Raw genomic sequence first — 26383 nt, 5'->3', positions numbered from 1 at the left:
GTCATACGGACACTTCCTCCTTGAAACCCATTGTAAGGACTTAACTAAGTTGTGTCCATATGACTATACTAACTCTAGGTCTTGGTGATATGTTAGGTATTGATGTTATAAAAACAACAGAGGAACTAATTATTAAATGGCAATTAGCAAAAGTTAGTATTCCATTAAATGAAATTATTGAAGTTACTGAAGATGATACTTATGCTGGTATTGAAAAAGCTGATGCGATTCGAATAGGAACAGCATATGGCACAACTGATCGCATTTTAATTAAAACTAAAAAACAGAATTATATATTATTTACCACTAATAAGGTTTCAATTTTAAATAAAATAAACGCTTAATTACTTAATGATTTAACATGATTTTTTAGAAAAAAAGGCGACTAATGTAAAGTCGTCTTTTTTTCTTCTTATAATAAATATGAAAGTAAACCTCTTATTATTAGTTTACTTTCAAGATACTTGTTAACTAAATAATTATCTTCAGCAAAATAGGTTGATTTTTTCTACCCCTCGTGAATTTCTTTAATACTTTTCCCTTCTAAAAACGCATGTCCCGTTTTAATTTTTTCTACTGTTTCAAATCCATACTTTTCATACACTTTTTCTACTGTTTCGTTAATTGGGATCACCCAAAGATTATCTAGTCCTCTATTCATTACTTCACTTTGAATAAAGTGAATGAGTTCACATAACCCCACTTATCAGTAGCAAAAAAGAATCCAAAGATCGGATTCTTTTTTATTTTACTTATATATGGCGGGACCCCCATGATGCCCATCAACTTAAGAATTTTATAACACCCCAAAACAAAAAAATGCACATTTTCTCCTGGAGATGTCAATTTTTTCGTTTTGGGGTATTCGCTATATCCCTGCTGGGCATCGGTGATTGCAAGCTTTGAATAGACCTCCAAGGACTTGCGGCCATGCCCCTGCCCGCTTCCACTCCGTCCAACCAACTCCGCGTCACGTCCTGATTCTGCCCCAATAAGGTCGATGAAATTCACCAGCTTTTTTTTAAACGAACGACGAACCGCGGGCTCGGTGTCAGTCTTCGATTGCCTGGTAGACCATGGTCCAGAAGTCGTGGATAAGCCGTGCCGAATTCGGGACTGACAGCCCGACCTGAGTAAGCAGGATTCCGGTGAGCTGGTTGTCCGGATCGGCGTAGGTCGTGGTGCCGCTTCCGCCGTCCCAGCCGAACTGGCCGATGGGCGCGTAGTCGCCACGATAGGTGCGCACCGCCATCCCGAAGCCCCAGCCGCCGTGCTGCCCTTGGCCGAATGACACATGGACGTTGTCTGTGGCCATGGCGTTTCGAGCGGCTTGCTGCTCGGGCGTGAGGCGGTTGGTGGTCATCAGCTGGACGGCGGGCCGGGACAGGATCCGTTCGCTTTCGTGCATCCCGTGATTCAGCAGCATCCGTAAATACGCGTTGTAGTCGTCGACGGTGGAGACCAGCCCACCTCCGCCGCCCTGGAACGCCGGAGGCTGGCTCCAGCGTCCCCCCTTGGCCTCGTCCCACACGATGAACTCTCCGGTCTGCGGGTTCGGGGCGTAGAGGGTCGGCAACCGGTCGATCTTGTTGGCGGGCACGTGGAAACCGGTGTCCTTCATGCCTAGGGGGGCGAAGATGCGTTCGCGCAGGAACGTATCAAACGACTGGCCCGTGACCCTGGCGACGAGCACGCCGAGTAAATCGTTGCTGATGTGGTATTGCCAGCGCTCTCCGGGCTGGTGCATCAGCGGAAGCTCGCCAAGGCGGCGCATCCACTCATCCGGCTCGGGCATCGGCACCGGTAGATCGGGCGTGAGCCCCTTCTCGAAGATCGCGTTCATGATCGGAGTGCCCAGCGACGTAATATCCATGCCGAGCCCGAACGTGGAAGTCAGCAGGTCCCGTACGGTGATCGGCCGCCGCAATCGCAAGCGGCTTGGACGTCGAGGCCATCCGAAAGATCGTGTCCCGGCGCATCGGCGCACCACCATCATGGCGCATCGTGCCGAGCACTTCGACGTACGTCTCACCGTTCCGGCTGACTAAGGCGACGACCCCAGGAATCTTCCCGGAATCGACATGTCGTGCCAGCACGTTGCGCATTTTGTGCAGCCCTGTTTCGGAGAAGCCTTTGTCACTTTGTCCCATCATGAATCTCTCCTTTTTTCCCATTTTCTGATGAACGAAAATCTTCTGTTGTAATCTTTTTCATTTGGTTTCCCTCTTTTTACTTTTTTATCAGCCCTATTGTTTTAAAACTACAAATTCTCTTTTGTTATTCATGCTTGAAAGCCCTTTGTCAAAAAGGTGGATTCGATGCATCAAAGAAAATGAATATTGGCAATCAAAATCTGACTCACTTCCTTTTCTGGGTTATCAGAATCGAGATATGTCCTGCACTTAACATAGAGCCATGTGTTCATCAGACGTTTATTCTACAACCGTTGTCTTGTCCGCCCCATTGGAGCCGAGCAGGGCGAAAATACTGCCCTTATCCACCTCGAAATCTACGCCCTTTAGGACTTGTAACTATATATCTTTATCTATCTACGTATCTAATTCAATACTTCCCTTTTTTGGAAGTAACTTTAACTTTCTAGATGCCTTATCTAAATCCCTTTCTTTTTCCAGAATATAGCTCGATTGCGGAACAAAAATAAAAGAGCTCTCTTCAGCTTTTCTGTGTGCTTAATAAATTCGCTCCATAAATGAAGGGTATAAGTTTTCACGAGAAGATCATGTTATGCTGAGTCCATACCTTACAAGGCACATTAAACGTTTTGGTGATTATGTCATCGATTTACAAAGCATCCCTCAACCAGTAGAGGAAAATATACCGGTATAAACATAAAACGGGTCATCGACTGGAAATAAAAGTAAGCCCATGACCCGTTTTTACACGTATCTCGGCTGAACCCTATATTTGCACCAGAACCGTTTAAAATGTTGCCCCAATATGAAATTTTGAATAGTTTATTCAAGATTTCATATTCCGTCGGGGACTGATTTTCTGTTTTAAAGATATACAAAAAAAGAAAAAGCTAGATCCAGACTAGCTTTTTTACATAATCAGCGTTATTGGTATTCAATTAAAACAAATACTACTACTCAACCATCTACAATTCCCATATAATTGAAATATCCTATGTATAGAGGTGAAATTATGGATTCTTCTTCGTTTTACTCTATTGTGATCATAGTTGCTGCGTTGGTCTTATGGCGTAGAATCAGGGCAATGCATCGTCCTATTAAAGGAAACGGAACCCGTCTTCTCTTACCCATACTATTTTTGTTATTACCCTGCATTCCCATCATCTTAAATCCAAAAGCACATGCCGCTAGCTGGGAATGGATTTGTGCAGTTATCTTTGGGTGCCTTTTGTCAATTCCACTTATTTGGACCACTAACTATGAACTCCGATTCGATCAGCATATTTATGCTGTAAGAAACAAGAGCTTTATCATTACCTTTCTCATCATACTTATTATCCGATTTTTACTTCGTGATTATTTAAAATGGCTAGGTCCAGAAACAGAAGCAGCACTATTTATGACTGTAGCGCTGGGGTATATCTTACCTTGGAGAATTATCTCTTTCATCAAATTTCGTCAACTATACAAAAGTCGAATCCAAACTAACGACAACATTGACTTCCGATAACCCCACTTATCAGCAGTCAATGTATCTCGAAACCTATAAAAAAAGTCCCTACAGAATATCTGAAGGGGCTTTTTACTCACATAATCATCATTATCAATAACAAAGCAAGGCTCACTTTTTATCTATGACTCCTAAACAGAAGTAATCCTTACCGTACCCGATAAACGAAATTATAGGTAGTTAGTTACACCATTCTTATTCATTTCATACAATATACATTGGTTAAATGACTACTCTTTTATAAAAGGAGGTGCAACAAATGATGCCTTATTCTGGTATGCCGTCTCAAATGTATTCGGGACGGATGGTGTCTACAGATAGTCAAATACCTCAAATGGTACCCAGTCCCTGTTGTTGCAAGGCAAACAGCTCGTAATCAAATTGAAATAACTTATGACCAGCCTACTGATTTAGAACCTGCAATAAATGTAAGAAATTACCGGATTAGAAATAATCTAGATAGACCAGCAGTTGGAGAGCTTGTGGAGATAAAAAAGTAAGTTCAGCTGATACCTCATGCAAAAAAACACCGTCTTTTCTGTTCGTTCCTTATAAAGATTCTACTCTTACAAACACAATTAACACAGTTCAAATAAATTGAACTGCGCTACTAAAGTTGTTTAATATTGTTTAACCTAATCCCATTTTGAACAATCGAATTACAGCATTTTATATATCTCAATTAAGTTATCGTCAGGGTCACGAAAATGTGCAACACGCGCTCGCCATTCCTCACGATCATGCGGTTCATTAACAAATTCAATTCCTTTTTCTTTGAAACGGTTATAAGTCTGATCGACGTCTTCAACTTCAAATTGAAGCAAGAATTTTGATTGGGACTCAGCTTCTAAAGGCTTATTTCCTTCTCCGACCAATTCGGCCATCACGTTTCGAGATACAAGCTCAATTTTCGTTTCTCCATTATTGAAAAGCGCATATTCCATGTCTTCCTCGTACCAACTCACTGGAAATTCCAATAGATCTCTGTAAAACACGGCACTTTTCTTAAAATCTTTGACCAAAAGTCTTATTTGCAATAACTTCAAATCAATCATCTCCTAAAAAATACTATCGAAGAGCCAACACCATCGTCATTCATTGAACATTTCGTTACTGATTCCAATATTCCTTCATGTTTCATGTAACTATCCTGCTGTGTTATCTGTATAACAAATGAAACAACATTATTATCATTCAACACTTTCTATCGTGATACAGAAAGAATATTCTCTATATGGTTAAGTTTTGAGATTAAAGCTTTAGAAAATAGAATAAGGAAGCACTCTTCATCAATTAAAGTTGCTTCCTACCTTCCAATGTGCCATCAAATGCAGTTGTCTAGAACTACAATATATATTCGTTAAGATTAGACTTCTTAAGTGTAGCCCCAATAGTCGCTACTATCGTGAAAATTGAATCACTATATATTCTATGTTTAGCTAGTTTTATTGATATGTAATATTAAATATTTATTTTGGTTTTGCAACGCCCTCTACGTGAATACATGTACTTTTTCATACGGATATTACTCACCTTTATAGGCTCATCATATCCGTATGTCTAAGCAAATGTATTAAAGTTTTTGTACCAAAAGATACAGTTTAACGTTTGATGGCTTTTAAAATGTCCTGGTATTTCCATGATTTTGAGCTACCTGACTGGATTTTATTTGCTAATTCATTCGTGTAATTTGTTGTTGCTGCCGCAAACTTATTACGATCCCACTGGTGATCTTGAGCGATTTGTGCATCAGACAGATTATAGTATGAATAAGTTACTCGTCCTTGCACATCTGGAATTGGATCATCAAAAGTTGTATCAAGATGGTACCATTTTCCTTCAATTTTCACTTGATTCCAAGCATGTGGTTGTCCATTTCCAGTTCCTGTTACAATATGATTTTCTATTCCAGCCTCTTTTAACAATTGATATGTTAATAATGCATATCCTTGACAAACAGCAGAACGGTTTGCTAAAGCTTCATACGCTGTATAAGCTTGGAAAGAAGTATCATAAGAGACATGTTTTACAACATAATCATGAATTGCTTTTACTTTCTCGTGTTCATCCATACCAGCTTGAACAATGGAATTGATAATTGATTTCGCTTGTGTCTTTACATAGTTCGTTTGTTCTTTGGATTCACGGTATGTAATCTTTAATGTAAACGTGTAATTTCCTGGAATACCACGAATAGAGTATTGCGTATTTGCGATATTATAATTTAAGTATTCGTTAGATTCGACTGCCTTGTCGTATTCTTTAACAAGTGTATCCATAACTTCATTAATATTAGAGTTTTTGGATTTGTATGTCATTGTTATATTTTCTTCTTGATTATTAATATGCTTTTTTATTTCATTTTGAAATGCGTCTAATAGTTGCCCGTCAGGTCGTGAAACGTTATTTGCATTTGCAGCGTTTGGATTCCAAACACCATTACTTTCAAAGTAATACTTTTTACCATTATCTTGGATCCAGCCTGTTTGCATTGCTCCGCTTCCACTAAAGTAGTACCATGCTCCATTAATTGACTGCCAACCTGTTTGCATTGCTCCGCTTCCGTTGAAGTAGTACCATGCTCCATTAATTGACTGCCAACCTGTTTGCTTCGCGCCGTTTACATTGTAGTAATTCCATACCGATCCAGTTTGTTTCCACCCTGTATCAGCACTTGCATAAGTAGCTACTGTTGACCCCATAACTGTTAGACCAACTGCCATAGCTAACATTTTGATGTTTTGTTTCATAAATTCATATTTCCCTTCTGTTGACCTATTTATCTATCAAGCATTAACAGTGAGGGCGTTGCAAAACTAAAATAAATATTCAATATTATAAGTTTTTCGTTTTCATAGACAATACTAGCGACTAAACAACAAGATTTGAAGTGTACAATTATAATATTATAACAAAAATTCCAATCATTTTTCATGCGATATTGCATAAAAAATGATTGGAAAGAAAATAGAGGTTGCCATTCACTTGTTTGTCTATCAATTAACTGTCCAAGCTAAATTAATAAATAGCCAAATTTCTGATGTTAGAGAATCGACAGATTTATTGTTAAAACGTGCAATCAATCATCTCCTGAAAAATATTATCGAAGAGCCAACACTATCGTCATTCATTGAATGCTTCATTACTGATTCCAATATCCCTTCATGTTTCATGTAACTGTCCTGCTGTTTTATTCGCATAACAAATGAAACAACATTATTATCATTCAACACTTTCTATCGTAATACAGAAAGAATAGTATTTTTTCGTTTTTTGGGTAATGATTTGCCTTAACTTGATGAATCCCTTTTTTACATATAAGTCGCTGCTATGAAAAACAATATGGACTTGCACTCGTTTTCTCTCTCTGGTTTCACTTGGTATGGAGAAAAAAAGAGCTGACCGCTTCTATCCATGATCGAATCCTCTCTCCTACCCAAAAAGAATGGTTTTCTATCAGTTTTTCATTTTATATAATTTTGATTTCCAACATACAAATTACGGTTATGAAAACAAAAGCAGATCTCCACTCATTTTCTCCTTTTGTTTTCACTTGGCATGGGGCTAAAAAAGGATCTGACCGCTTCTACGCATGGCCAGATCCTCTATTCCCCCTCTAAAAAGAAAAGGTTTGTCTTTTTTCTATTTAGGTTTCTACTTATTCTTATACCAATCTAACATACACTCTGCATCTTCTAAACGCGTATGCTCTAATTTATAATTTGTGGATGCACTAGAGAAAGTCTGCGAACATAAATGCGCTCCACGCTGAAAATAAGATTGCGTTTTCTCGATTGATTGTACATGTCTTCTTCTTACTAAACCTGTATATTTAGCAATGTTACGATACACCATCGTTAACTGTTCTCCTTCTACTCTATAGCCACCTGCACGGAATGTCGCATATCCGAGTGACAAAAGTAATCCAAACAAAGGTAACAGTGTCCAAATCACAAAATATTTTTCAAAATATACACTTGCGCCTGTAATCGGAACTGCTAATATACAAAAGAAAAGAAAACTCTCTAATAAATAGCGGCGCAGTGCCGTTTTTGGCAAGGCTGTAACATTTTGATTTAGTTCATATGGCAACTGCAAATGAGCAAGCAATTCTGCGACGCGGTCTTTCCGAATGACCGGATGAAGCGTAACATTCTCCTCACCTTTTTCATTGTTTTGAATCACTTCTACATGCACAGAGCAGTAACCAAATGGTTGACGGAGTATCCCTTCTTTTATCGTGATCCCTTGAATGCGGTGCAGCTTTAACACAAGTTCTTTTCTTTCTAGAAGTCCTTGTGAAATGCGAACTTCATCATTTTTCCGATGCACGGTAAAGTTCGCGTGCTTTAAGGCGTAACCAAATGTGGATACAATCCAAGAAACAACAAGTAAGACCGCAACCATATAAATCCAGCCATACACATCATGATCCATCACATATGTTTCTACTCTTTCTTTCATCCATTTCGGGATATATTCATCTACTTGAGAGTAAATAAAGAATAATAAAGAGAACAACAAACCAAATTGACCAGATGTAACGGATGCTAATAAAATCTCTTTCCAAGTCAACTTATATTCCGTCCGATTTTCTTCTGTCAAACTAGCATTTACAGTATCCTCTTCTATTTCTGTATGTTCCTCTGCCTGTTCATTTAACATTGTAATTAATGTTTTTGCTTCGTCAGCTGTAATACCAGCTAAGCTAACCTCAGGCTCACCACCACCGCCAGCTGTTTCAATTTTGAGCTTCGTTAAACCTAATATTTGATATAACATACTTGAACTTGTATTAATCGTCTGTACGCGCTCTTTATTCAAGTAACTTTCTTTTTTCACAAATAGTCCTTGTTTAATGTGCAGTACATTATTTTCGATCCAATATAATTTATAGTACCACTCAACAATAACAGAGATAACTGAAATCACTAAGAAACCTATCGGTACTAAATACCAAAATGGAAATTTTCCTTTTAAACTAAACAGAAAAATAATAAATGGTATAAAGTCTGTAATCTTTAATTCAAGTAACATTGTGATTGGATGCTGCCTCTTATACATCCTCATCACTCACCTTCGCAAGTTCTCCAATTTGTCGTTTCAATTGTTCTGCTTCTCTCATCTTTAAACCCGGAATACTGTGCGAAGTAGCGGCAGTTGAAATTTGTAATTCTGCTAAATCATATTTTCTCATAATTGGACCTTGCTCAATTGTAACGTGTTGCACGCGAATCATCGGAACTAATACACGCTTAACCGTAAACATTCCGTGCTGAATTTCTAATTCTTCTTCATTTAACCGATAGCTGTAATAACGCTGACGTAATTTCGGAAATATAAAGTAGTCAAACGGTGTATACACAACTGTCAATCCAATAAGTACATAAAACAGCCAAGCCCACCAATTAAATTTAATCATGAAAAAGAGATAAGCAAGGATTACTAATACACTTATGCCTAGTTCAATTAAAACACGAGCTTTCCAAACTCTGACCATATCAGGATGAATTTCATTTTCCAATGGCTGCATCTAATCACTCCAAATTTAGTAATCTAATATATGAATTCTCTCATTTACTATTTTACAGAAAATTACATGGAAATAGAAATGTTTTTATTATAATTCTTTCTTTTCATCATCTTTCTTCTCCGGAATAAAATAACCGAACCAAATAAACCAAATGAGGCTAATCAATGCCGTCCAGTCCTTTTCGCCTTGAAACGCATCAATTACATTCGGAAACTTATAAACTCCAATTAACCCAAGAAAACCAAGCCACCAGTCTTTTCGAAATTTCATCTTTTTCTTCTCCTCTCTACCGATTCATTGATTCTATCTATTTTCGATTCCCAATATCCACATCTCGGCTATGAAAACAAAAGAAGACCTGCACTCATTTTCTCTTTTTATTTTCACTTATTGTAAAACAAAATATAGTCCCGTCTTTACTTGATTGTAACGTATATTTTATATTGAGCATTCTAGATATATCCTGAATAATTTTTAATCCTAACCCCGCACTTTTACGGTTCATATCGAAACCAATTCCATTATCCTTAATAGAAACAACCTTATTTTCAATGGTTATCTCAAGTTTTTTAGCTTTTGAATGTTTTAACGTGTTCTGGAAAATGTTATCAAATAACCTTTGAATCCATAAATCGTTACTCGTCCATATTAAATCCTTATTTATTGGATTATATATTAATTCAATATCATGAATACTATACAAATAGTCCCACTTTTTAACCATATCTTCTAATAAATCGTGTATATTCACCTCATGATTTAAAACATAAGAACTCTTTAATGTATCAGTGGATTGTAAATTAAATTCATTGGTTAATTCAGCAATATACTGTATTTGTTGATATAACGATTCTAGTATTGGTGCTTGATCATTATATTGACCTTCTAAGTAGAATAATTGTAACCTAACAGCTGTTAAAGGTGTATTAATATCATGTCTTAATTTATTTAAAAGTTCCTTTTTTATTTCCTCTTGCTGTTTAAGTTCTAATTCTCGATATGTAGTTCTTTCAATTAATAAATTTACCGCCCTGACGAGTTCCCCTATTTCATCGTCGTTTTTAACATCTAATTTATTCGGAACTTTTTTATCACTAGCTAAATTTCGAATGGTTTTATTCAATATATTTATTTTATTTAATAGTGAATTAATGGATTTCGAAAATAAAAAGGATAACAATAATAACGATAAAAAAAAGACGCCTAGCATAGTAGGATATGCAAAAGATTCATGAAATGGAATATTATTATTTTTCGTTTTAAAGGCAAGATTATAAATGACTGACATAAAGATACTAATCAACAGTAATAAAAACGGTACGCTTATAACAGCAGAAAATAATAATAACTGGTATTTTTTCTTTAATTTCATTTCTTTATATAGGTATTTAATCTATACCCTTCTCCATATATATTTTGAATAATTTCACCCGTGTTATCATTGATTTTTGTTCTTACTTTTTTTATGTGCACATTCACGATATTTTGATTTCTATCTTCGAGTTGCCATAAATAATCAAAGAAATGTTCTTTCGTTAAAATACGATTCCTATTTTCATATAAATAGAAGAATATTTTACGCTCAATCGCAGTAAACTCAACTTCATTATGTAAGTTATTGTTGAAAACTTTTTTATGCTCAGCATCAATATATAAATGTTTGATTTGTGTAAAAGTACCATATCGATTATCTAGCATTTTCTGCATTCTTAGTAAAAATTCTCTAGGATCAAAAGGCTTTATCATATAATCCTCTCCGATTGTTAAACCTTGGAGTTTGCTGTCCATATCGCTTCGAGCAGATAGAAAAATAATTGGAATATTTAGTCCTAGTTTTTTTATTTTCTTTGTAATTTGATAGCCATCTTCGCCTGGCAACATAATATCCATTATGACTAAATCTATCTCGTGGATGATATCAATAACTTCTTTTCCTTCTTTCTTCCAACATACATAATACCCTTCGCGTTGCAAAATCTTTTGTAATACATCTCCAATCATCAAATCATCTTCAACAATTAAAATTTTATATCCCTTCATCCCATAGACCTTCCATTTTCAAAATAAGAATCTCTTAATGTTTTTCTACTTTTTTATTGATAAAATTCATGGCAAGATTATATATCTCATCAGGCTCATATAAATAAATGCTGTGCGTACCTTGAATTTTTATTACATCTGCTATCAATAGTTGCTCTGCAAACTCCTCATAATCTTTGTTTTTTTGTTTTGTATATTTCGAATTTTTATTTTGTTTAGCGATCGTATCTAAAAATAAAATAGGTGTTTCTTTTGGTATCGGTAGGTTAATTGATTTTTTACCATTATTGTAACTCTGTAAAAGCTCTTGCTCCATATCATTATTAAAAAATTGTTTATATGATAGTGCTTTATACATTTCTTTTTCATGTTCAGTTAAAAAAGATTGCCGGATCACCTCAGGATTATACGTAACAGAAGGAAAAAGACGATGTACACCCATTTTCGTTAACAGATTGAATCCTCTTACTTTTAATGAATCCACTAGGTTCATTTTATGAGTTACGTATTGCTTCGGTAAACCAATATCTAAAGCAATAATTCCCTTCACTTCATTTGGATACTTTTGTGCCCAGTAAATTGCTTCGATACCCGAGATAGAGTGTGGCACTAATATATACGGAGGTTTATTTCCACTTTGTATGAGCGCTTCTCTACTTTGTTCTAACATCGTATCAATATCTCTATCATCGTGAAAAGCATCACTGTATCCATAACCGGCTCTTTCAATAACCGCAATCTTGTTTTCTTTTGAAAACTTGCTATATAGTCCTTTCAGTTCATAAACAGGAGCAGCTATCCCAGATCCAGACATAAATACATATGTATCCTCACCGCTCCCTTCCTTGTATACATTGATTTTTTTATTATTAAAATTGACTAATGTTCCCTCACTTTTGATTAATGACGATTCTTTACTTAATTGATAATTATGGTATATAAAAACAGATAGTAACACCAGTAAGATAACCGCAATCGACACAATACATATATTCTTTAATACTTTACATAATTTTCTCATAGAATTCTCCTTTCAAACTATATTGAAAGGATACGATACAAAAATAAATTTCTAATAAATTTTTCCAAATAGCAATCATTTGTTTGTAAAGGAATAATAAACGCCTTTAATTTTAAGCCTTCCAGTCAATGACTGTTGGCAAGCTTTTAAAGTTGTTTCTGTAATGTTTAAAGAAATGAAAGTATTATTTTAATGAACTACATGCTACTGATTTAAAACTTTAATTTATAACGAATTACCTATCAATTTCGACAGGTTTTTTATTGTTTTAGAAGGAATATTATGGTTAATGCCGAATACTCCTGTTTAATAGATTATATAGAGAAATTTTAAAACAAATATAGTGAATAGTGTGCAGTTGAAACTCTAAAAGTGTATGAAGCTAGTTTTCATGTAGACTCTTATATTAAATCTGATGCTCTTTTAGCCCCAAAAGGAATTGCATAGTAACGAACTAAGACAATGAAATTTAATTCTGATAGTACAGGGATTGCAGAATTTTTAAAGGAGACATATATATGGGATATATTATGGATTTGCGTAATTTGGTTGGAAGTAGACCTTTAATTATGGTCGGGGCGTGTGTCCTTGTTATAGATCATGAGCAGCGAGTTTTATTACAACTTCGAAAAGATAATGGATGTTGGGGACTGATTGGCGGTTCTATGGAGTTAGGAGAAACACTTGAACAAGTAGCTCATAGAGAATTGTTTGAGGAAACAGGACTAACGGCTGAGAATCTGAAATTAATTCATACATATTCAGGGGAAGCTTTTTATTATCAATATCCTCATGGTGATGAAGTCTATAATGTTGTGACGGCCTTTGAATGTAAAGAATATAACGGTCATTTAAGTCATGATAAGAATGAGGCAACAGACCTTCAATTTTTCTCTTTATATGACTTGCCAAAAAATATAAGCCCACCAGATAGACCTGTACTCGAAGATTATAAATTAAAATACTCATACCATCACTCACTTCAAAGCAATCTATAAATAGCGTAACACGATTACTTCCATTTGTTGAGCACTACTTCCCCAATCATTTTTCTACATATAGAAACGGGTAAAGAATACATACCAAAAGACCTCCAAGTATAGAGGTCTCTTTAATTTCTTTATAACTGATGTACGAATGATTGAGATAATCCTTTTTTACTAAAATCTCATCCACACTCCCACTCCAGATGTTCTTCTTTTAGACATAAAAACCCCCTTTGGTAAGCATAACCAAAGAGGGTGAAACTTCGTGACTTCATTTCAAAGCCACATATCAAATCGATATTCCCTTCCGCTGAAGCAACCGCAAACGATAACAATTCATCGTCACTTCTCCGAGGCGTTGCAACAATTGATAGTTTGCATATGCACCGACCGGGGCACCAATAATCGGCACAAGCTGCAGCATCTTCGCTAAATCGATATAATCGCGGTACTCTTGCTGGAATTTCTCCCAGTCCATATGATTTTCTTTCTCTGTGTCCCACGTTTCGATCGCTTTCCATATTTCCTTGCGATGATCATCACTTGAAAATGCTAATTGAAACACGTGCAGAATAAAAAGTCGCTCTTCTTCTTTACTCGTATCGAATCCATACATAGTCGCTGCATCGAATAAAAATTTAATTTTAATGCTGAGCAGGAGCGGAAAATCGGCAAGTCCTAAAAGAATACCACCAGCTCCTGTTCCGGCGCCTTCTGCTGCGGCAATCTTTTTGTACTCGTCCATTTTCTTTAACACTTCTGCATCTCTTCTTTCGAGCGACCAGTCTGTTTCTTTTAACTTCGGTTTTATAAAATTGGATCCGGCGCTAATACCTTGCACCATCTTTTTAATTGTTTCTGTTAACACATTTTGCACTTTTTCTGGAATTAGCTGTTGTACTTTCGTTTGTACCTTTTTCGAAAACCTGGTCATCATAGAAGAACTTTTCATGATTGTAAGTTTCCACTGCTGTAATTCTTTTATGACCTTCCCTTCATATTCAGTCATAAGTTCATTCCTTTCAGTTTAAACGCTCGATGCGCTTTGCACCGTATTGATATACGAAAGCGATACTAAATACTATGCTAGCGGCAAGTAAAATACAAGTCATGATGATATCTTTTGTTGCGAAAGCAAAAATGATGGTAAATACAACACTGCCTATACATAGAATTGCATTTAACAGTTTCAGAAAATCCTTTTTCTTTTCTTCTACGGTCACTGGATATAAATCAAGCCAAAGTTTTAAACGATGATGTTTCCAAAGGCTTAATAGTTGATAACCAATTAAGTATAGAAATACGATACTCACAATGAAACGCCCATATAAAAACGGTATAAAGTAAAGAATGACACCACCAATAGCAAGTAAGCGCATATATAAACCAAAGTAGTTGCCTGATCTTAAAAATGTCCGTGTATACAAATATAAATATGTACGGTTTTCACCAATCATGGAAAGTACAAAATCAAGCCATTTCCGGCGTGATACTCGCTCTTTTAATGCTGGTACATCGACAAACATGTTGGCGATGCGGTACAGGCGCATCATTTTCTTTCCTTCTTCTGCAATTAAGTATTCCCAGTTTAACGGTTTTCCTTGTACCTTTTGATACATGAAAGCAAGGTATACAACCATTACAAGGAGAATTACTCCGATGTAAATCACTGAAGTTCGCTCAACAAGGAAGTATACAAATAACCCGTTACATAAAAAGCGAACAAACCAATCCGCACGCTGCATGCCTTGATCTGTTAAAAATGATTTTTCCCATGCTACAAATAAATTCCATGCTTTAACGAGAACAAGTGCAGCCACAATCCATATGTAAGCCCCTCCTGTTTGCTTCATCTGCTGGAAATATAGCGGAGCAAGTGCAGCCGCTACAATTGCGATTACATATAGCTGAATCATAAATGTAAAGAGAAATGCTTTTGTAAAGTATGGTTTTAATTTTTCTTCAACTGGAAGTAAATACACAAGATCCGCCTCTTTTAATAACGTTTGAATCGATCCTGCTGTTAATACAAGTCCTAATAGTACCGCCATAACTAGCGCGGTCGGAAATGAAGGAGTCAGTGTTTGCAACCATTGCTGATAATAATAGGCCCCTGCTCCAATGATAAATACGAAAATAAATTTTAAATGATCATTAAAAACATACTTACTATATGTACGAACTTCTTTTAAGAAATATTTGAACCGTTCTTTCCATAATGCTTTGCTATTCATAATCTTCTTCCTTTGTTAACGCAATATAAATATCATCTAGCGTCGCACCTGGCATGTTAAATTGTGATTGCAACTCAGATAACGTTCCTTTCGCACGAATTTCACCTTGATGTAAAATAATAAAGGAATCGCAGTAACGTTCTGCTGTCGCTAAAATATGGGTACTCATTAAAATACCAGCACCGCTCTTTTTCATCTTGTCCATCATTTGGAGTAATGATTGAATCGCTAATGGATCGAGTCCAACGAAAGGTTCATCGACAATATAAAGTGACGGTTCAACAAGAAAAGCACTCATAATCATCACTTTCTGCTTCATACCTTTTGAAAAATGAGCTGGGAACCATTTTAAACGATTCGTCATTCGAAATTCTTTTAATAATTGCCCGACGCGTTCTTCATATTGCTTCTCATCTATACCATATGCCATCGCTGTTAACTTTAAATGTTCTTCCAATGTTAACTCGTCATATAATACAGGTGTTTCAGGAATAAAAGAAAAACTAGATCGATACGCTGTCATATCTTCTCGAATTGTTTTTCCGTTAATTGTTACCGTACCTTTTTTCGGTTCCATTAAACCGATAATATGTTTAATCGTTGTACTTTTACCAGCACCATTTAAACCGATTAAACCAACAAGTTCACCTTTATTAACAGAAAATGAAACGTTTTGCAGCACCGGCCGCTTCGTATATCCTCCTGTGACATTTTCCACACGTAATAACTGTCCCATATGACACCACTTTCTTCGTTATATTCATTTGTTTGTACAAAAGCGCATATTCTATCAGAATGTATACATTCATCTTACCAAAAAACAAAAGATACTACATAGTATCGAATTTCTTCAAAAAAAAAAATTTCTTTACATATCCTCTGCAAAACGGGACATCATAATTAGTGAAGAAGGAACACATTGAAAAAGCAACCACCAAGTTGATGAACATAGCCTAGCGAAATCATCATGAAATGGGGTGTCCATAATGGACAAAGAAAATTTACACGAAACCAGATAGTTTGTTTTATTTTAGAAACGGGGTGTCTCGAGGAGAGTATATACTGTTTTATAAAATAAACAAGTTCATTTCATAAAGGATTATCATTTCATTGTAAATGGGGTGTCTAAGGCAGAATACGAGCCGAATTGTCACATATTTCCTAAATAAATGAGGTGTCTGCGAACGGTAGATTATATTAAATGCTTTTTCAATCCCTCTTCAGAAAGCAGGAAGCTGAGTCAGCTTCCTGTTTTTCCTGTTTGTTCTCCTATGTAAGTATGGTAAAATACGGCTAAGACTACTTGAAAGGATGAGAATAATGAATCACACAGCGGATAATTGTATTTTTTGTAAAATCATTGAAGGACAAATCCCTTGCTCAAAAGTATATGAAGATGAACATGTGCTTGCATTTTTAGATATTAGCCAAGTGACAAAAGGACATACACTTGTCATTCCAAAGGTACATAAACAAGATATTTTTGCTTTAACGCCAGAAATCGCATCACATATTTTTTCTGTCGTTCCTAAAATCTCAAATGCGATTAAATCTGAATTTAACCCAGTCGGCTTTAACCTTTTGAATAACAACGGTGAGAAGGCTGGACAAACTGTATTCCACTTCCACCTTCATTTAATTCCACGCTACGGTGAAAACGATGGTTTTGGCGCTGTTTGGAAATCACACCAAAATGAATATACGACGGAAAATTTACAAAACATCGCAAGTACCATTGCAAATAGTGTAAAATAAGGGTAAGAATTCTCTCTATTTTGTACGAATTGTAAACCGTACTATAGAAACATATAAAATACGATTGTACATAACAAGCCTATTCCTCCAAAAGAAATGTACTGCATGGCTTGTTTCTTAGCCCAAAATGCTGGAGGATACGATCTTTTTTGCTTTATAAATAACAATAAATGCATAGCACGTACAAGAAAGAAAAGACTTACGATAAAACAAATTGTTGTCACAAGTTTCACTTTTCTCCCCCCTTGTCTTAAGCATATGCATTGTTTTATACATCATGAATACCAACAAAAAATAAGGAGGTTTCCTTTTATGTCAAAAGCTAAATCCTTTGTAACAGGTATCATTTGTGGCGGAGCTGTCGCTGGACTAGCCGTTCTTTTTTCTACTCCTTCTTCTGGTAAAGATATGCGCAATAAACTAAAAGAAAAAGGAAATGATATAAAAAAAACGCTAGCTGATATTACTGCTGATACAAAATTATTAAAACGTCAAATTGTTGAAACAGCTTCGGAAGGTAAAGAAGTTTTTCAAGAATTGAAAGACGATATGCAGGATACGCTTTCCACATGGAAACAAGATATTTCCCAAAACAAGCTCCATATTGAACAAGAGATTTTAGACATTCAAAAATCAATTGAAAAACTGCAACAAGCAGTTCCAGAAAAAGCGTAAACGATGTTTCATTCTTAGTTTTTGCATATAACAAATATTTTTTATAACTATTTCTCTTCCCGCGACATATCACATAGATATGTCGTGTTTTTATGCATTTACAATATATGTTATCCTCTATTACGTGAAGATAACACATATAGTTATGACACCTAAAACGCTTCCACAGTTATGCATGATCTGTACAAGAATATAATTTTTCCTAAAAATTTTCACAATTCTCACAAAAAGACTTTATTAATTTTTATTTTACTGGCATAATAGATACTAATGAATAAGAATGTAAAAGTGGGTGAGTAAATGAAAAGTGGAGAAAAAGATTATTCGGTAAAAGAAGCCATGATTTTCAGTCAACGCATTGCTCAATTATCGAAGGCATTATGGAAATGCGTAGAAAAAGATTGGCAACAGTGGATTAAACCATATGATTTAAATATTAACGAACATCATATTTTATCCATTGCTTATCATTTAAAAGGAGCTTCTATTTCTGAGATTGCAAAGTTTGGCGTTATGCATGTATCAACTGCATTTAACTTTTCCAAAAAACTTGAAGAGCGCGGCTATCTTGTATTTTCAAAAAAAGAAGACGATAAGCGAAATACGTATATTGAAATTACAGAAAAAGGGGAAACATTGCTACTGCAATTAATGGAGGAGTATGCCCCTGAAAATAATTCGGTCTTTAATGGCGCTCTTGCACTTCGCAATTTTTATGGTAAGTTCCCAGAAAATATCGAGTTAATCGCGATTTTAAGAAATATTTATGGACAAGATTTTATCGATATTTTTGAGAAATCACTAGAAAGTATTGAGGAAAATTTCATGGAACACGATCAAAAATTAATTAAAAAATAATATTGATTATTTTTTCGCTGTCATGCGTAAAAATTCTTGCATAATTGGCTGAAATAAGCCCTGTCTATGTAGCGCTTCTGCAGTCTCGTTTACTTCGAGCTGATGTGGAAGCGCTTTTTCAAACTGCTCCAAAAGAGCATCAAACAAAAGTAAGCCTTCTTGTTTTTCTACTATGTATTGTTCGTTCAATTGTTCACAAAGATTCAGTATACGTTCAATATCTTTTTTACGAGCTTTTTTCTTTATAATTAAAGAATAAAATGGACACTTATCTTCATCGATCATTTGGAAAAGAAGTTCTACATAATATTCAGCTTGCTCTAGTCGTTTTACAACGTCCATTTTTCCCCTCACTTTCTAACACAAGGTCTTCTATTTCTGAATTTTATAACACTAACAAAATATCGTATGATACAATATATAAAAGTATATGTATTTTGGCCAAAAGGAGGTATCTCCTCGTGACTCTTATAGAAATTGTTTTTGTCACATTTGCACTTATTGTTCTATTCTACACGAATTTCCTGACACATACACTGTGTGTGCGGAAACAACTATCCGAGAGCCGACAAACGAGCGCTTTTCGGGTTATTAATGTATGTATTACCATTCTATTAATTTCTAGTTATATAGAAATTATATTTCATGCAAAGTGAGGAAGGAAAGCCCCTTCCTCATTTTTTCCTCTATAAGCAAATTATACCTATAATGACTAATAAAATAAACAGTACAACCAATAAAATAAGTGATGAATTCATTCACCCATCCCCTCTCCTCTTTCCTATATATGCACATTCGCCCAAATTGGTACTCATTCCCAATCTGACAATCTTTATAAACAAATAGGTAATTTTTCTTTATCAATAGGAAAAGACGTCGAAATGTGATATATTAAATTTTGTACATATTGCTTATACTATAGAATAAAATTACCTTCAGCTAAATTTTATCCTCAGCCTCGGTAAGCCCTGTTAAGCAGGCTTTTAACTTTATAAGAAGGCGAAACCAGTGAGACTTAATCGGGCTCTTTTGGACAAGCATCATCTGAAATGAGGACGCTCTCCATTTGTGCGGGATAAATTAAAAATACATAATAGTAGGAGTGTTTATTGAATGAAGAAAGCTATGCTTGCCTTAGCAGCAACAAGTTTGATTGCTTTATCAGCATGTGGATCATCTGACAAAATTGTTACATCTAAAGCTGGTGACATTTCAAAAGAAGACCTTTACAAACAAATGAAAGACAGAGCTGGTAAACAAATTTTACGTGGTATGGTACTTGAGAAAGTACTTGTTAAAAACCATAAAGTCGACGATAAAGAAGTTGACAAAAAATATGATGAATACAAAAAGCAACTTGGCGATCAATTTGACGCAGCTTTAAAACAACAAGGCTTTACAAAAGACTCATTTAAAGAAAGCGTTCGTGCTGAATTAGCGATGGACAAAGCTATTGAAAGCAGTATCACTGACAAAGAATTAAAAGAGAATTATAAACCTGAAATTAAAGCAAGTCACATCCTTGTAAAAGATGAAGCAACTGCGAAAAAAGTAAAAGAAGAACTTGGACAAGGTAAATCTTTTGAAGAATTAGCAAAACAATACTCAGAAGATAAAGGTTCTGCTGAAAAAGGCGGCGACTTAGGCTACTTCGGACCTGGTAAAATGGTAAAAGAATTTTCAGATGCTGCATATAAATTGAAAAAAGATGAAGTAAGTGAGCCTGTGAAATCACAATTCGGTTACCATATCATCAAAGTAACTGATATTAAAGAACAAAAATCATTTGAAGAAGAAAAAGCAAACATTAAAAAAGGCCTAGTTGAGAAGAAAAAACAAGATCCTCAATTCATGGCTGAGCTTCAAGACAAAGAACTTAAAAAAGCTGATGTGAAGGTTGAAGATAAAGATTTAAAAGATACCTTTGAGACTCCAAAAGCTGAAAAAGAAAAGAAATAATAAAAAAAGCTCGGCATATGCCGAGCTTTTTTTATTAGGCCGTTGAAGAGACAGGAGAATTTGTTGTAGAAGAAGTAACAGAATGGGTTAGTAGAAACTAGTAAATGAAATTTTATAGGCGCAAATCCAAATATATCGACCGTTCTTCACAATATATCGGCGTTTCGACAAAGGATATCGCCTTTGCGATAAATAAAAACAGGAGCCGTCCAGTTCCCGTTTCCCAACATTCTGTTAAAAAACCCCGAATTGTGGACAATTCGGGGTTTCGTTCGGAAAAAGGTGTATTTATTTTTATGCTAATGCTGCAGCTTGCTCCTGCTGATCTACAGGCACTACAGCGTCTCTTAATGCTTTCTCTAGTTCAGCTGTGTATTTCATTTGTTCTTCTTTGCTCCAGCCTAATTTTGCTGCCATATATGCAACGACTGCTTCTTTCCAATCATATACCCAGTGAATGTTGAAGAATACAGCCCCTCTGCGGCGTACGAAGAAGTCAACAGGTTTTGCTGTCATTTCATAATCCATCGCGTATACAAGCGGTACAAGCACGTCTAACGGCATGTTATATTCTTTTGCTTCTGCTTTATGTTGTTTTGCTAAGTTAAAGAGAATATCTACGTTAGATCCATAGAATTTCGCAAACTCTTCTGCTTGCTTTGCTGTTAAACCATATTTTGTTCCCTCTTGTGCTTTTTTCGCAACGAATGTTGGGAATTGTTTTGATCCACTTACATGTCCACCAGAGATTGGCATATGCTTCGTTTCACTTTTCGGATACGCACTATGTCCTTCTTTTTGTAATAATGACGTTACATAATCTACTACCATTTCAGCCATTTTACGATATCCTGTTAATTTTCCGCCCGCAATTGTGATTAAACCAGATTCAGAAGTCCAAATTTCATCTTTACGAGAAATTTCAGATGCACTCTTACCTTCTTCATAAATTAATGGGCGAACACCAGCCCAACTTGATTCAATATCTTTTTCTGTAATCTTCACAGTTGGGAACATATAGTTAATCGCATTAATGATATATGTGCGATCTTCTGTTGTCATTTGTGGTACTGCTGCGTCTTTATCATAGAACGTATCAGTTGTACCTACATATGTTTTCCCGCCACGTGGAATTGCGAAGACCATACGCTTGTCTGGTGTATCAAAGTAGATCGCTTGCCCTAGTGGGAAACGTTTTTGATCGATTACTAAGTGAACACCTTTAGATAATTGCAATACTTTTCCTCTTTTTGAATTATCTTTTTCACGTAATGTATCTACCCAAGGTCCAGCTGCGTTTACAATTTTCTTACCGTATACTTCATACACTTCTCCATCTAATAAATCGACGACACGTACACCACATACTTTTCCATCTTTATATAAGAAACCGTCTACTTTTGCATAGTTGACTGCTTTTGCACCATGTTCAATTGCTTCTTTCATAACTTCGATTGTTAAACGAGCATCATCTGTACGATACTCTACGTAATAACCGCCGCCCTTTAAGCCTTCTTGTTTTACAAGCGGTTCTTTTTTCATTGTTTCTTCGCGGCTAAACATTTTTCTACGTTCGCTGCGTTTTACACCCGCTAGGAAGTCGTATACACGAAGACCGATTGATGTACTGAATGAACCAAATGTACCGCCTTTATGGAACGGAAGTAACATCCACTCTGGTGTTGTTACATGGGGACCGTTCTCATATACGATCGCACGCTCTTTCCCAACTTCTGCTACCATTTTCACTTCAAGTTGTTTCAAATAACGTAAACCACCGTGTACAAGCTTCGTTGAACGACTTGATGTACCTGCTGCAAAGTCTTGCATTTCAAACACAATTGTTGATAAACCGCGTGTTGCTCCATCTAATGCAATACCAGAACCAGTAATACCTCCACCAATTACGATCACATCTAACTCTTGTTTATTTACTCCATTTAATACGTCTTTACGTTGTTTACTTGAAAATTTCATGGTAATTCCTCCCTTTGATAACGAAAAAAGAGACCACAAACTCCGCTATAGAATTCGCTTCTATAGCGTGTTGTGGTCTCTCCAAATCTCCTACCGAATTATTAACTTATCATCATTATAACACTGTTTATAATTATTTAAAAGCTTTTGTTGCTTCAATTGCTTTTTTCCAACCAGCATATAGCTCTTCACTTGTTTCCGCTTCCATTGCTGGTGCAAAGCGCTTGTCCATATTCCACTGCGCCTTAATTTCGTCTTGGTTTTCCCAATATCCAACTGCAAGACCTGCTAAATACGCTGCACCTAAAGCCGTTGTTTCATTCACTTCTGGACGCTCTACTGGAACATCTAACATATCACTTTGGAATTGCATTAAGAAGTTATTCTTAACCGCTCCTCCATCAACGCGTAATGTTTTCAGTTCAATACCTGAATCTGCTTCCATAGCACATAATACATCTTTTGTTTGATATGCTAATGATTCTAGCGTTGCACGGATAAAGTGTTCTTTCGTTGTTCCGCGTGTTACGCCAAATACCGCTCCGCGTACTTCACTATCCCAATATGGTGTTCCAAGCCCTACGAATGCTGGAACAACGTAAACGCCATCTGTTGATTCAACGCGAGATGCGTATTCTTCGCTCTCACTTGCATCTTTAAACATACGCATGCCGTCACGTAACCATTGAATTGCAGAACCTGCTACGAAAATACTTCCTTCCAGCGCATATTCAACTTTACCATTTAAACCCCATGCAATTGTTGTTAATAGGCCATGTTCAGATGCAACTGCTTTTTCACCTGTATTCATTAACATGAAGCAACCAGTTCCATACGTATTCTTCGCCATACCTTCACCGAAGCAAGCTTGTCCAAATAACGCAGCTTGTTGGTCACCTGCGATACCTGCGATTGGTATATTTTGGTTAAAGAAATGATAATCAACTGTATGGGCATATACTTCAGAAGATTGACGTACTTCTGGAAGCATGCTTTTCGGCACTTCTAACATATCTAGAAGCTCATCATCCCACTGCAGGTCATGAATATTAAACATTAATGTACGTGATGCGTTTGAATAGTCTGTTACGTGCGCTTTACCACCAGACAATTTCCATACAAGCCATGTATCAATTGTACCGAATAATAATTCGCCGCGTTCTGCTCTTTCTCTTGCACCTTCAACGTTATCTAAAATCCATTTTACTTTCGTACCTGAGAAATATGCATCAATTAAAAGTCCTGTTTTTTCGCGAACCATATCGCTATAGCCTTTTTCTTTTAACTCATCACAAATTTCAGCTGTTTGGCGAGATTGCCATACGATTGCGTTATAAACTGGTTTACCAGTTTCTTTATCCCATACAACCGCTGTTTCACGTTGGTTTGTAATTCCGATACCAGCGATTTGCTCTGGCTTTACGTCCGCTTCACTTAAACAAGTTGCAATAACCGCTAAAATTGATCCCCAAATTTCTTGTGCATTATGCTCTACCCAACCTGGCTTTGGAAAATGTTGTGTAAATTCTTTTTGAGCTGAATGAACAATTTTACCTTCTTTATTAAAAAGGATTGCACGTGAGCTTGTTGTTCCTTGGTCTAATGAAAGAATGTATTTTTTCATAATCGGTTCCCCCTTATGCTACTTTTCTACTATTTGTATTGTTTTCGCTCTTTTTACTTGTCATATAAGAGATTGCTAGTACAATCACAGTTGCAATTATCACATAAATAAATGCTGCATTTTGTTTTCCTTCAAATACAACTTGATGGAATAAACCTGCAAGTGATCCACCTAAAATCGGTCCTACTACCGGAATCCATGCATATTTCCAGTTTGATCCACCTTTACCCGGAATCGGTAAGAAGAAGTGTGCAATACGAGGTCCTAAATCACGAGCTGGGTTAATTGCATAACCTGTTGTTCCACCTAATGATAAACCAATACTTACAATTAAGAAACCTACGATGAATGGATTTAAACCATCCGCAAATTTATTTGCACCAATTGCTAATATACCAAATACTAAAACGAATGTTCCAATCATTTCACTTAAAAGGTTTGCAAATGTATTCGGAATTGCTGGTCCTGTTGCAAAAACGCCTAATTTTGTACCTGGGTCTTCTGTTTCTTTCCAATGAGGTAAGTAATGTAAATATACGATAATTGCACCGATGATTGCACCGATCATTTGCGCTGCGATATAACCTGGTACATCATTCCATGGAAGCGCTCCCTTAAAAGCAAGTCCAATTGTTACTGCTGGATTTAAATGTGCCCCACTAATCGATCCTACTGCATATGCTGCGATGGCAACCGCTAAGCCCCAGCCCATCGTAATAACAATCCAACCAGAATCCTTAGCAAACGACTTCTTTAAACTTACGCCTGCACAAACGCCGCCACCAAGAACGATTAACAACGCTGTCCCTATTAACTCCCCTAAAAATGCTGACATAAAATCCCTCCACAATCAATTTAAATAATTCCAATGTGATAGAGGTAAAATGAATGGCCATTCGTTTTTTTTTCAAAAGAAAAAGATCCACACCTGGCATGCTTCTATATAAAAAATATAGAAACAATGAAATGTGGATCTCTTCTTTTCTCCGTCACGTTTATTAACTTATCTATAATGTTAACCTCAAATGAAAGCGGTGTCAATACATTCTTTTCACATTTTCGACACTTTTTATTTTTCTCAACATACAAGCCACTGTTACGAGAAAAAAGCGGTCTTTCACTCACTTTCTCCCTTTGTTTGTACAAGGCATAAGGCGAAATTAGGTACTGACCGCTTCTATACACAGGCGGATCCTCTTTCCCACCTAAAAGAAAGCTTTTATTTCGGTTTTCCCACATATAAATCGCGGCTTTGTAAACAAAAGCGGTCTTCCACTCATTTTCTCTCTTTGTTTTCATAAGGCGTGGGACGAAAATGGGTACTGACCGCTTCTATGCTCAGACGGATCCTCTCTCCGCCTAAAAGAAAGCTTTTTCTATTTTTGGTAATGTTTCCAGAGTTCTTTTTTCGACGTTGTAATCGCCGTCGCACCAGCGGATAACGCTCTTTCTACATCATCAACCGTACGAATAAATCCGCCTGCTAAAATCGGTACGCCCGTCCGTTCTTTCACCTCAGCAATCACACCTGTTAAAGCACCTGGAAGCACCTCAATATAATCCGGCTTTGTTTTCTCTAAAAGATTACAACTTTTTTCCATTGCACTCGAATCAATTAAAAAGATACGTTGAATCGCGACAACACCCTTTTGCTTCGCCTTCATAATTACACTTGCCTTTGTCGACAATAGTCCATATGGCTTATACTCTTGGCATAAAAACTCTGTCGCATGGCCATCGCTTTGCAAACCGTGAATTAAATCGACATGTAAAAATACCTTTTTACAATGCTGCTTCGCAAGTGCAACAACACTTTTCAATTGACCGATATGAATGTCTAAAATAACAATATACTCATAAGAACTATATAGTAACTTTTCTAAATCTTTTATTTGCCGAACAGCTGGCAAAATATTTTGTTCATGAAATTCCATTCAAAAAGTCCCCTTCTTTACGTCTTCCTACCTTTTATAGTACACAATTTAAGCGAAAAGAAAAGCTAGCAAGAGAAATTTTTAATTCTCATTCTTGTCGCATTGTGTTGAACAGTCGATATCC

The 26383-nt window shown here is 36.2% G+C and carries 27 protein-coding genes and 3 pseudogenes; 8 read left to right on the top strand and 22 right to left on the bottom strand.

Translation table 11 applies throughout. The features are described 5' to 3' along the window. Positions 1-89 precede the first annotated feature (89 nt). Positions 90-344, top strand: coding sequence for a SunI/YnzG family protein (locus JDS96_RS21315; protein WP_003195766.1), 255 nt, complete (start codon positions 90-92; stop codon positions 342-344). A gap of 164 nt (positions 345-508) precedes the next feature. Here JDS96_RS21315 and JDS96_RS21310 read toward each other — a convergent pair. From JDS96_RS21310 to JDS96_RS21295, 4 genes and pseudogenes are all read right to left on the bottom strand, one after another. Beyond that, positions 509-691 (bottom strand): annotated as a pseudogene (locus tag JDS96_RS21310) (GNAT family N-acetyltransferase); the annotation flags it as partial. After that, positions 661-963 (bottom strand): hypothetical protein, encoded by a 303-nt coding sequence (locus JDS96_RS21305; RefSeq protein WP_199667950.1) that lies wholly within the window; start codon positions 961-963, stop codon positions 661-663. The gene JDS96_RS21305 and the pseudogene JDS96_RS21310, both read right to left, overlap by 31 nt. 88 nt (positions 964-1051) lie before the next feature. After that, positions 1052-2150 (bottom strand): annotated as a pseudogene (locus JDS96_RS21300) (serine hydrolase domain-containing protein). 288 nt (positions 2151-2438) lie between these two features. Beyond that, positions 2439-2528, bottom strand: a pseudogene (locus tag JDS96_RS21295) (ABC transporter ATP-binding protein); the annotation flags it as partial. A 637-nt stretch (positions 2529-3165) separates the two neighbouring features. Between JDS96_RS21295 and JDS96_RS21290 the strand changes: the two are divergent. Further along, a complete protein-coding gene (locus JDS96_RS21290) occupies positions 3166-3663 on the top strand; it encodes a CcdC protein domain-containing protein (RefSeq protein WP_199667949.1) in 498 nt (165 codons plus the stop codon). A gap of 659 nt (positions 3664-4322) precedes the next feature. Here JDS96_RS21290 and JDS96_RS21285 read toward each other — a convergent pair. The 8 genes from JDS96_RS21285 to JDS96_RS21250 all read right to left on the bottom strand — a co-directional run bounded on the left by JDS96_RS21285 (position 4323) and on the right by JDS96_RS21250 (position 12257). Continuing rightward, a complete protein-coding gene (locus JDS96_RS21285) occupies positions 4323-4709 on the bottom strand; it encodes a VOC family protein (RefSeq protein ID WP_033796644.1) in 387 nt (128 codons plus the stop codon). 555 nt (positions 4710-5264) lie between these two features. After that, entirely contained in the window at positions 5265-6413 is a 1149-nt protein-coding gene (locus JDS96_RS21280; protein WP_199667948.1) for a transglutaminase domain-containing protein, read from the bottom strand. Positions 6414-7317: 904 nt separating this feature from the next. Next, positions 7318-8727, bottom strand: coding sequence for a PH domain-containing protein (locus tag JDS96_RS21275; RefSeq protein WP_199667947.1), 1410 nt, complete (start codon positions 8725-8727; stop codon positions 7318-7320). Continuing rightward, positions 8720-9196: a PH domain-containing protein gene (locus JDS96_RS21270; RefSeq protein ID WP_003195753.1), complete on the bottom strand. Its 477-nt coding sequence runs from the start codon at positions 9194-9196 to the stop codon at positions 8720-8722. Before JDS96_RS21270 ends, JDS96_RS21275 begins: the two co-directional genes overlap by 8 nt. Before the next feature lie 87 nt (positions 9197-9283). After that, entirely contained in the window at positions 9284-9466 is a 183-nt protein-coding gene (locus JDS96_RS21265) for a hypothetical protein (protein ID WP_006093855.1), read from the bottom strand. Between the two features lie 94 nt (positions 9467-9560). Beyond that, the gene (locus JDS96_RS21260; protein ID WP_199667946.1) at positions 9561-10568 is read right to left on the bottom strand and encodes a sensor histidine kinase; all 1008 of its coding nucleotides are present in this window, start codon (positions 10566-10568) and stop codon (positions 9561-9563) included. After that, the gene (locus JDS96_RS21255) at positions 10565-11236 is read right to left on the bottom strand and encodes a response regulator transcription factor (protein ID WP_199667945.1); all 672 of its coding nucleotides are present in this window, start codon (positions 11234-11236) and stop codon (positions 10565-10567) included. The genes JDS96_RS21260 and JDS96_RS21255 overlap by 4 nt, the downstream gene beginning before the upstream one ends. A 34-nt stretch (positions 11237-11270) precedes the next feature. Then, positions 11271-12257, bottom strand: coding sequence for an alpha/beta fold hydrolase (locus JDS96_RS21250; protein WP_199667944.1), 987 nt, complete (start codon positions 12255-12257; stop codon positions 11271-11273). Between the two features lie 518 nt (positions 12258-12775). Between JDS96_RS21250 and JDS96_RS21245 the strand changes: the two genes are divergently transcribed. Continuing rightward, complete coding sequence (locus tag JDS96_RS21245) at positions 12776-13255, top strand: NUDIX hydrolase (RefSeq protein WP_006093851.1); 480 nt, start codon at positions 12776-12778, stop codon at positions 13253-13255. Positions 13256-13532: 277 nt separating this feature from the next. On the opposite strand, the gene JDS96_RS21240 is transcribed toward JDS96_RS21245, so the two are convergent. From JDS96_RS21240 to ecsA, 3 genes are read right to left on the bottom strand one after another with little or no spacing between them, the layout of a single operon-like run. After that, complete coding sequence (locus JDS96_RS21240) at positions 13533-14252, bottom strand: EcsC family protein (RefSeq protein WP_003195743.1); 720 nt, start codon at positions 14250-14252, stop codon at positions 13533-13535. 13 nt (positions 14253-14265) lie between these two features. Continuing rightward, entirely contained in the window at positions 14266-15477 is a 1212-nt protein-coding gene (locus JDS96_RS21235) for an ABC transporter permease (protein ID WP_199667943.1), read from the bottom strand. Further along, positions 15470-16213 (bottom strand): ABC transporter ATP-binding protein EcsA, encoded by a 744-nt coding sequence (gene ecsA / locus JDS96_RS21230; RefSeq protein WP_003195739.1) that lies wholly within the window; start codon positions 16211-16213, stop codon positions 15470-15472. The genes JDS96_RS21235 and ecsA overlap by 8 nt, the downstream gene beginning before the upstream one ends. Positions 16214-16797: 584 nt before the next feature. Here ecsA and JDS96_RS21225 point away from each other — a divergent pair. Then, positions 16798-17232 carry an HIT family protein gene (locus tag JDS96_RS21225; RefSeq protein ID WP_003195737.1) on the top strand — a complete coding sequence of 145 codons (435 nt, stop codon included), beginning with the start codon at positions 16798-16800 and terminating at the stop codon, positions 17230-17232. A 41-nt stretch (positions 17233-17273) separates the two neighbouring features. On the opposite strand, the gene JDS96_RS21220 is transcribed toward JDS96_RS21225, so the two are convergent. After that, on the bottom strand, positions 17274-17465 hold the full coding sequence (locus tag JDS96_RS21220; RefSeq protein WP_003195735.1) for a membrane protein YhzF: 192 nt from the start codon (positions 17463-17465) through the stop codon (positions 17274-17276). 79 nt (positions 17466-17544) lie between these two features. Between JDS96_RS21220 and JDS96_RS21215 the strand changes: the two genes are divergently transcribed. Both JDS96_RS21215 and JDS96_RS21210 read left to right on the top strand, forming a co-directional pair. Then, complete coding sequence (locus JDS96_RS21215) at positions 17545-17907, top strand: YtxH domain-containing protein (RefSeq protein WP_097795490.1); 363 nt, start codon at positions 17545-17547, stop codon at positions 17905-17907. Between the two features lie 300 nt (positions 17908-18207). Beyond that, positions 18208-18765, top strand: a complete 558-nt coding sequence (locus tag JDS96_RS21210) for an HTH-type transcriptional regulator Hpr (protein WP_003195731.1) — start codon at positions 18208-18210, stop codon at positions 18763-18765. 6 nt (positions 18766-18771) lie between these two features. On the opposite strand, the gene JDS96_RS21205 is transcribed toward JDS96_RS21210, so the two are convergent. Further along, positions 18772-19107: a DUF1878 family protein gene (locus tag JDS96_RS21205; RefSeq protein ID WP_003195729.1), complete on the bottom strand. Its 336-nt coding sequence runs from the start codon at positions 19105-19107 to the stop codon at positions 18772-18774. A 119-nt stretch (positions 19108-19226) separates the two neighbouring features. Between JDS96_RS21205 and JDS96_RS21200 the strand changes: the two genes are divergently transcribed. Further along, positions 19227-19421: a hypothetical protein gene (locus JDS96_RS21200; RefSeq protein ID WP_018766633.1), complete on the top strand. Its 195-nt coding sequence runs from the start codon at positions 19227-19229 to the stop codon at positions 19419-19421. Between the two features lie 30 nt (positions 19422-19451). Here JDS96_RS21200 and JDS96_RS33310 read toward each other — a convergent pair whose 3' ends face one another. Then, positions 19452-19523: a YjcZ family sporulation protein gene (locus JDS96_RS33310; RefSeq protein WP_224796251.1), complete on the bottom strand. Its 72-nt coding sequence runs from the start codon at positions 19521-19523 to the stop codon at positions 19452-19454. 355 nt (positions 19524-19878) lie between these two features. Here JDS96_RS33310 and prsA point away from each other — a divergent pair, with 355 nt between their 5' ends. Beyond that, positions 19879-20724: a peptidylprolyl isomerase PrsA gene (gene prsA, locus JDS96_RS21190; protein ID WP_003195728.1), complete on the top strand. Its 846-nt coding sequence runs from the start codon at positions 19879-19881 to the stop codon at positions 20722-20724. 294 nt (positions 20725-21018) lie between these two features. Here the strand turns inward: prsA and glpD are convergent, their stop codons facing one another. From glpD to JDS96_RS21170, 4 genes are all read right to left on the bottom strand, one after another. Next, positions 21019-22701: an aerobic glycerol-3-phosphate dehydrogenase gene (gene glpD, locus JDS96_RS21185; RefSeq protein WP_098018504.1), complete on the bottom strand. Its 1683-nt coding sequence runs from the start codon at positions 22699-22701 to the stop codon at positions 21019-21021. A gap of 133 nt (positions 22702-22834) precedes the next feature. Continuing rightward, positions 22835-24325 (bottom strand): glycerol kinase GlpK, encoded by a 1491-nt coding sequence (gene glpK / locus JDS96_RS21180; protein ID WP_003195725.1) that lies wholly within the window; start codon positions 24323-24325, stop codon positions 22835-22837. Positions 24326-24338: 13 nt separating this feature from the next. Continuing rightward, a complete protein-coding gene (glpF, locus tag JDS96_RS21175; protein ID WP_003195722.1) occupies positions 24339-25160 on the bottom strand; it encodes a glycerol uptake facilitator protein GlpF in 822 nt (273 codons plus the stop codon). A 541-nt stretch (positions 25161-25701) separates the two neighbouring features. Next, the gene (locus JDS96_RS21170; RefSeq protein ID WP_003206079.1) at positions 25702-26259 is read right to left on the bottom strand and encodes a glycerol-3-phosphate responsive antiterminator; all 558 of its coding nucleotides are present in this window, start codon (positions 26257-26259) and stop codon (positions 25702-25704) included. Between the last annotated feature and the right edge of the window lie 124 nt (positions 26260-26383).

Source organism: Bacillus cereus group sp. N21, assembly GCF_016483395.1.
Taxonomy (GTDB): domain Bacteria; phylum Bacillota; class Bacilli; order Bacillales; family Bacillaceae_G; genus Bacillus_A; species Bacillus_A pseudomycoides.
This window is presented reverse-complemented; position numbering and strand designations above follow the sequence as displayed.

Coding starts and splice junctions, on each gene's coding strand:
- JDS96_RS21270 (WP_003195753.1), bottom strand. CDS start 9,196: ATGCAGCCATTGGAAAATGAAATTCATCCTGATATGGTCAGAGTTTGG.
- JDS96_RS21265 (WP_006093855.1), bottom strand. CDS start 9,466: ATGAAATTTCGAAAAGACTGGTGGCTTGGTTTTCTTGGGTTAATTGGA.
- ecsA (WP_003195739.1), bottom strand. CDS start 16,213: ATGGGACAGTTATTACGTGTGGAAAATGTCACAGGAGGATATACGAAG.
- JDS96_RS21315 (WP_003195766.1), top strand. CDS start 90: ATGTTAGGTATTGATGTTATAAAAACAACAGAGGAACTAATTATTAAA.
- prsA (WP_003195728.1), top strand. CDS start 19,879: ATGAAGAAAGCTATGCTTGCCTTAGCAGCAACAAGTTTGATTGCTTTA.
- JDS96_RS21170 (WP_003206079.1), bottom strand. CDS start 26,259: ATGGAATTTCATGAACAAAATATTTTGCCAGCTGTTCGGCAAATAAAA.
- glpD (WP_098018504.1), bottom strand. CDS start 22,701: ATGAAATTTTCAAGTAAACAACGTAAAGACGTATTAAATGGAGTAAAT.
- JDS96_RS21245 (WP_006093851.1), top strand. CDS start 12,776: ATGGGATATATTATGGATTTGCGTAATTTGGTTGGAAGTAGACCTTTA.
- JDS96_RS21280 (WP_199667948.1), bottom strand. CDS start 6,413: ATGAAACAAAACATCAAAATGTTAGCTATGGCAGTTGGTCTAACAGTT.
- JDS96_RS21255 (WP_199667945.1), bottom strand. CDS start 11,236: ATGAAGGGATATAAAATTTTAATTGTTGAAGATGATTTGATGATTGGA.
- JDS96_RS21290 (WP_199667949.1), top strand. CDS start 3,166: ATGGATTCTTCTTCGTTTTACTCTATTGTGATCATAGTTGCTGCGTTG.
- JDS96_RS21225 (WP_003195737.1), top strand. CDS start 16,798: ATGAATCACACAGCGGATAATTGTATTTTTTGTAAAATCATTGAAGGA.
- glpK (WP_003195725.1), bottom strand. CDS start 24,325: ATGAAAAAATACATTCTTTCATTAGACCAAGGAACAACAAGCTCACGT.
- JDS96_RS21250 (WP_199667944.1), bottom strand. CDS start 12,257: ATGAGAAAATTATGTAAAGTATTAAAGAATATATGTATTGTGTCGATT.
- JDS96_RS21215 (WP_097795490.1), top strand. CDS start 17,545: ATGTCAAAAGCTAAATCCTTTGTAACAGGTATCATTTGTGGCGGAGCT.
- JDS96_RS21205 (WP_003195729.1), bottom strand. CDS start 19,107: ATGGACGTTGTAAAACGACTAGAGCAAGCTGAATATTATGTAGAACTT.
- JDS96_RS21275 (WP_199667947.1), bottom strand. CDS start 8,727: ATGTATAAGAGGCAGCATCCAATCACAATGTTACTTGAATTAAAGATT.
- JDS96_RS21235 (WP_199667943.1), bottom strand. CDS start 15,477: ATGAATAGCAAAGCATTATGGAAAGAACGGTTCAAATATTTCTTAAAA.
- JDS96_RS21210 (WP_003195731.1), top strand. CDS start 18,208: ATGAAAAGTGGAGAAAAAGATTATTCGGTAAAAGAAGCCATGATTTTC.
- JDS96_RS21240 (WP_003195743.1), bottom strand. CDS start 14,252: ATGACTGAATATGAAGGGAAGGTCATAAAAGAATTACAGCAGTGGAAA.
- JDS96_RS21260 (WP_199667946.1), bottom strand. CDS start 10,568: ATGAAATTAAAGAAAAAATACCAGTTATTATTATTTTCTGCTGTTATA.
- glpF (WP_003195722.1), bottom strand. CDS start 25,160: ATGTCAGCATTTTTAGGGGAGTTAATAGGGACAGCGTTGTTAATCGTT.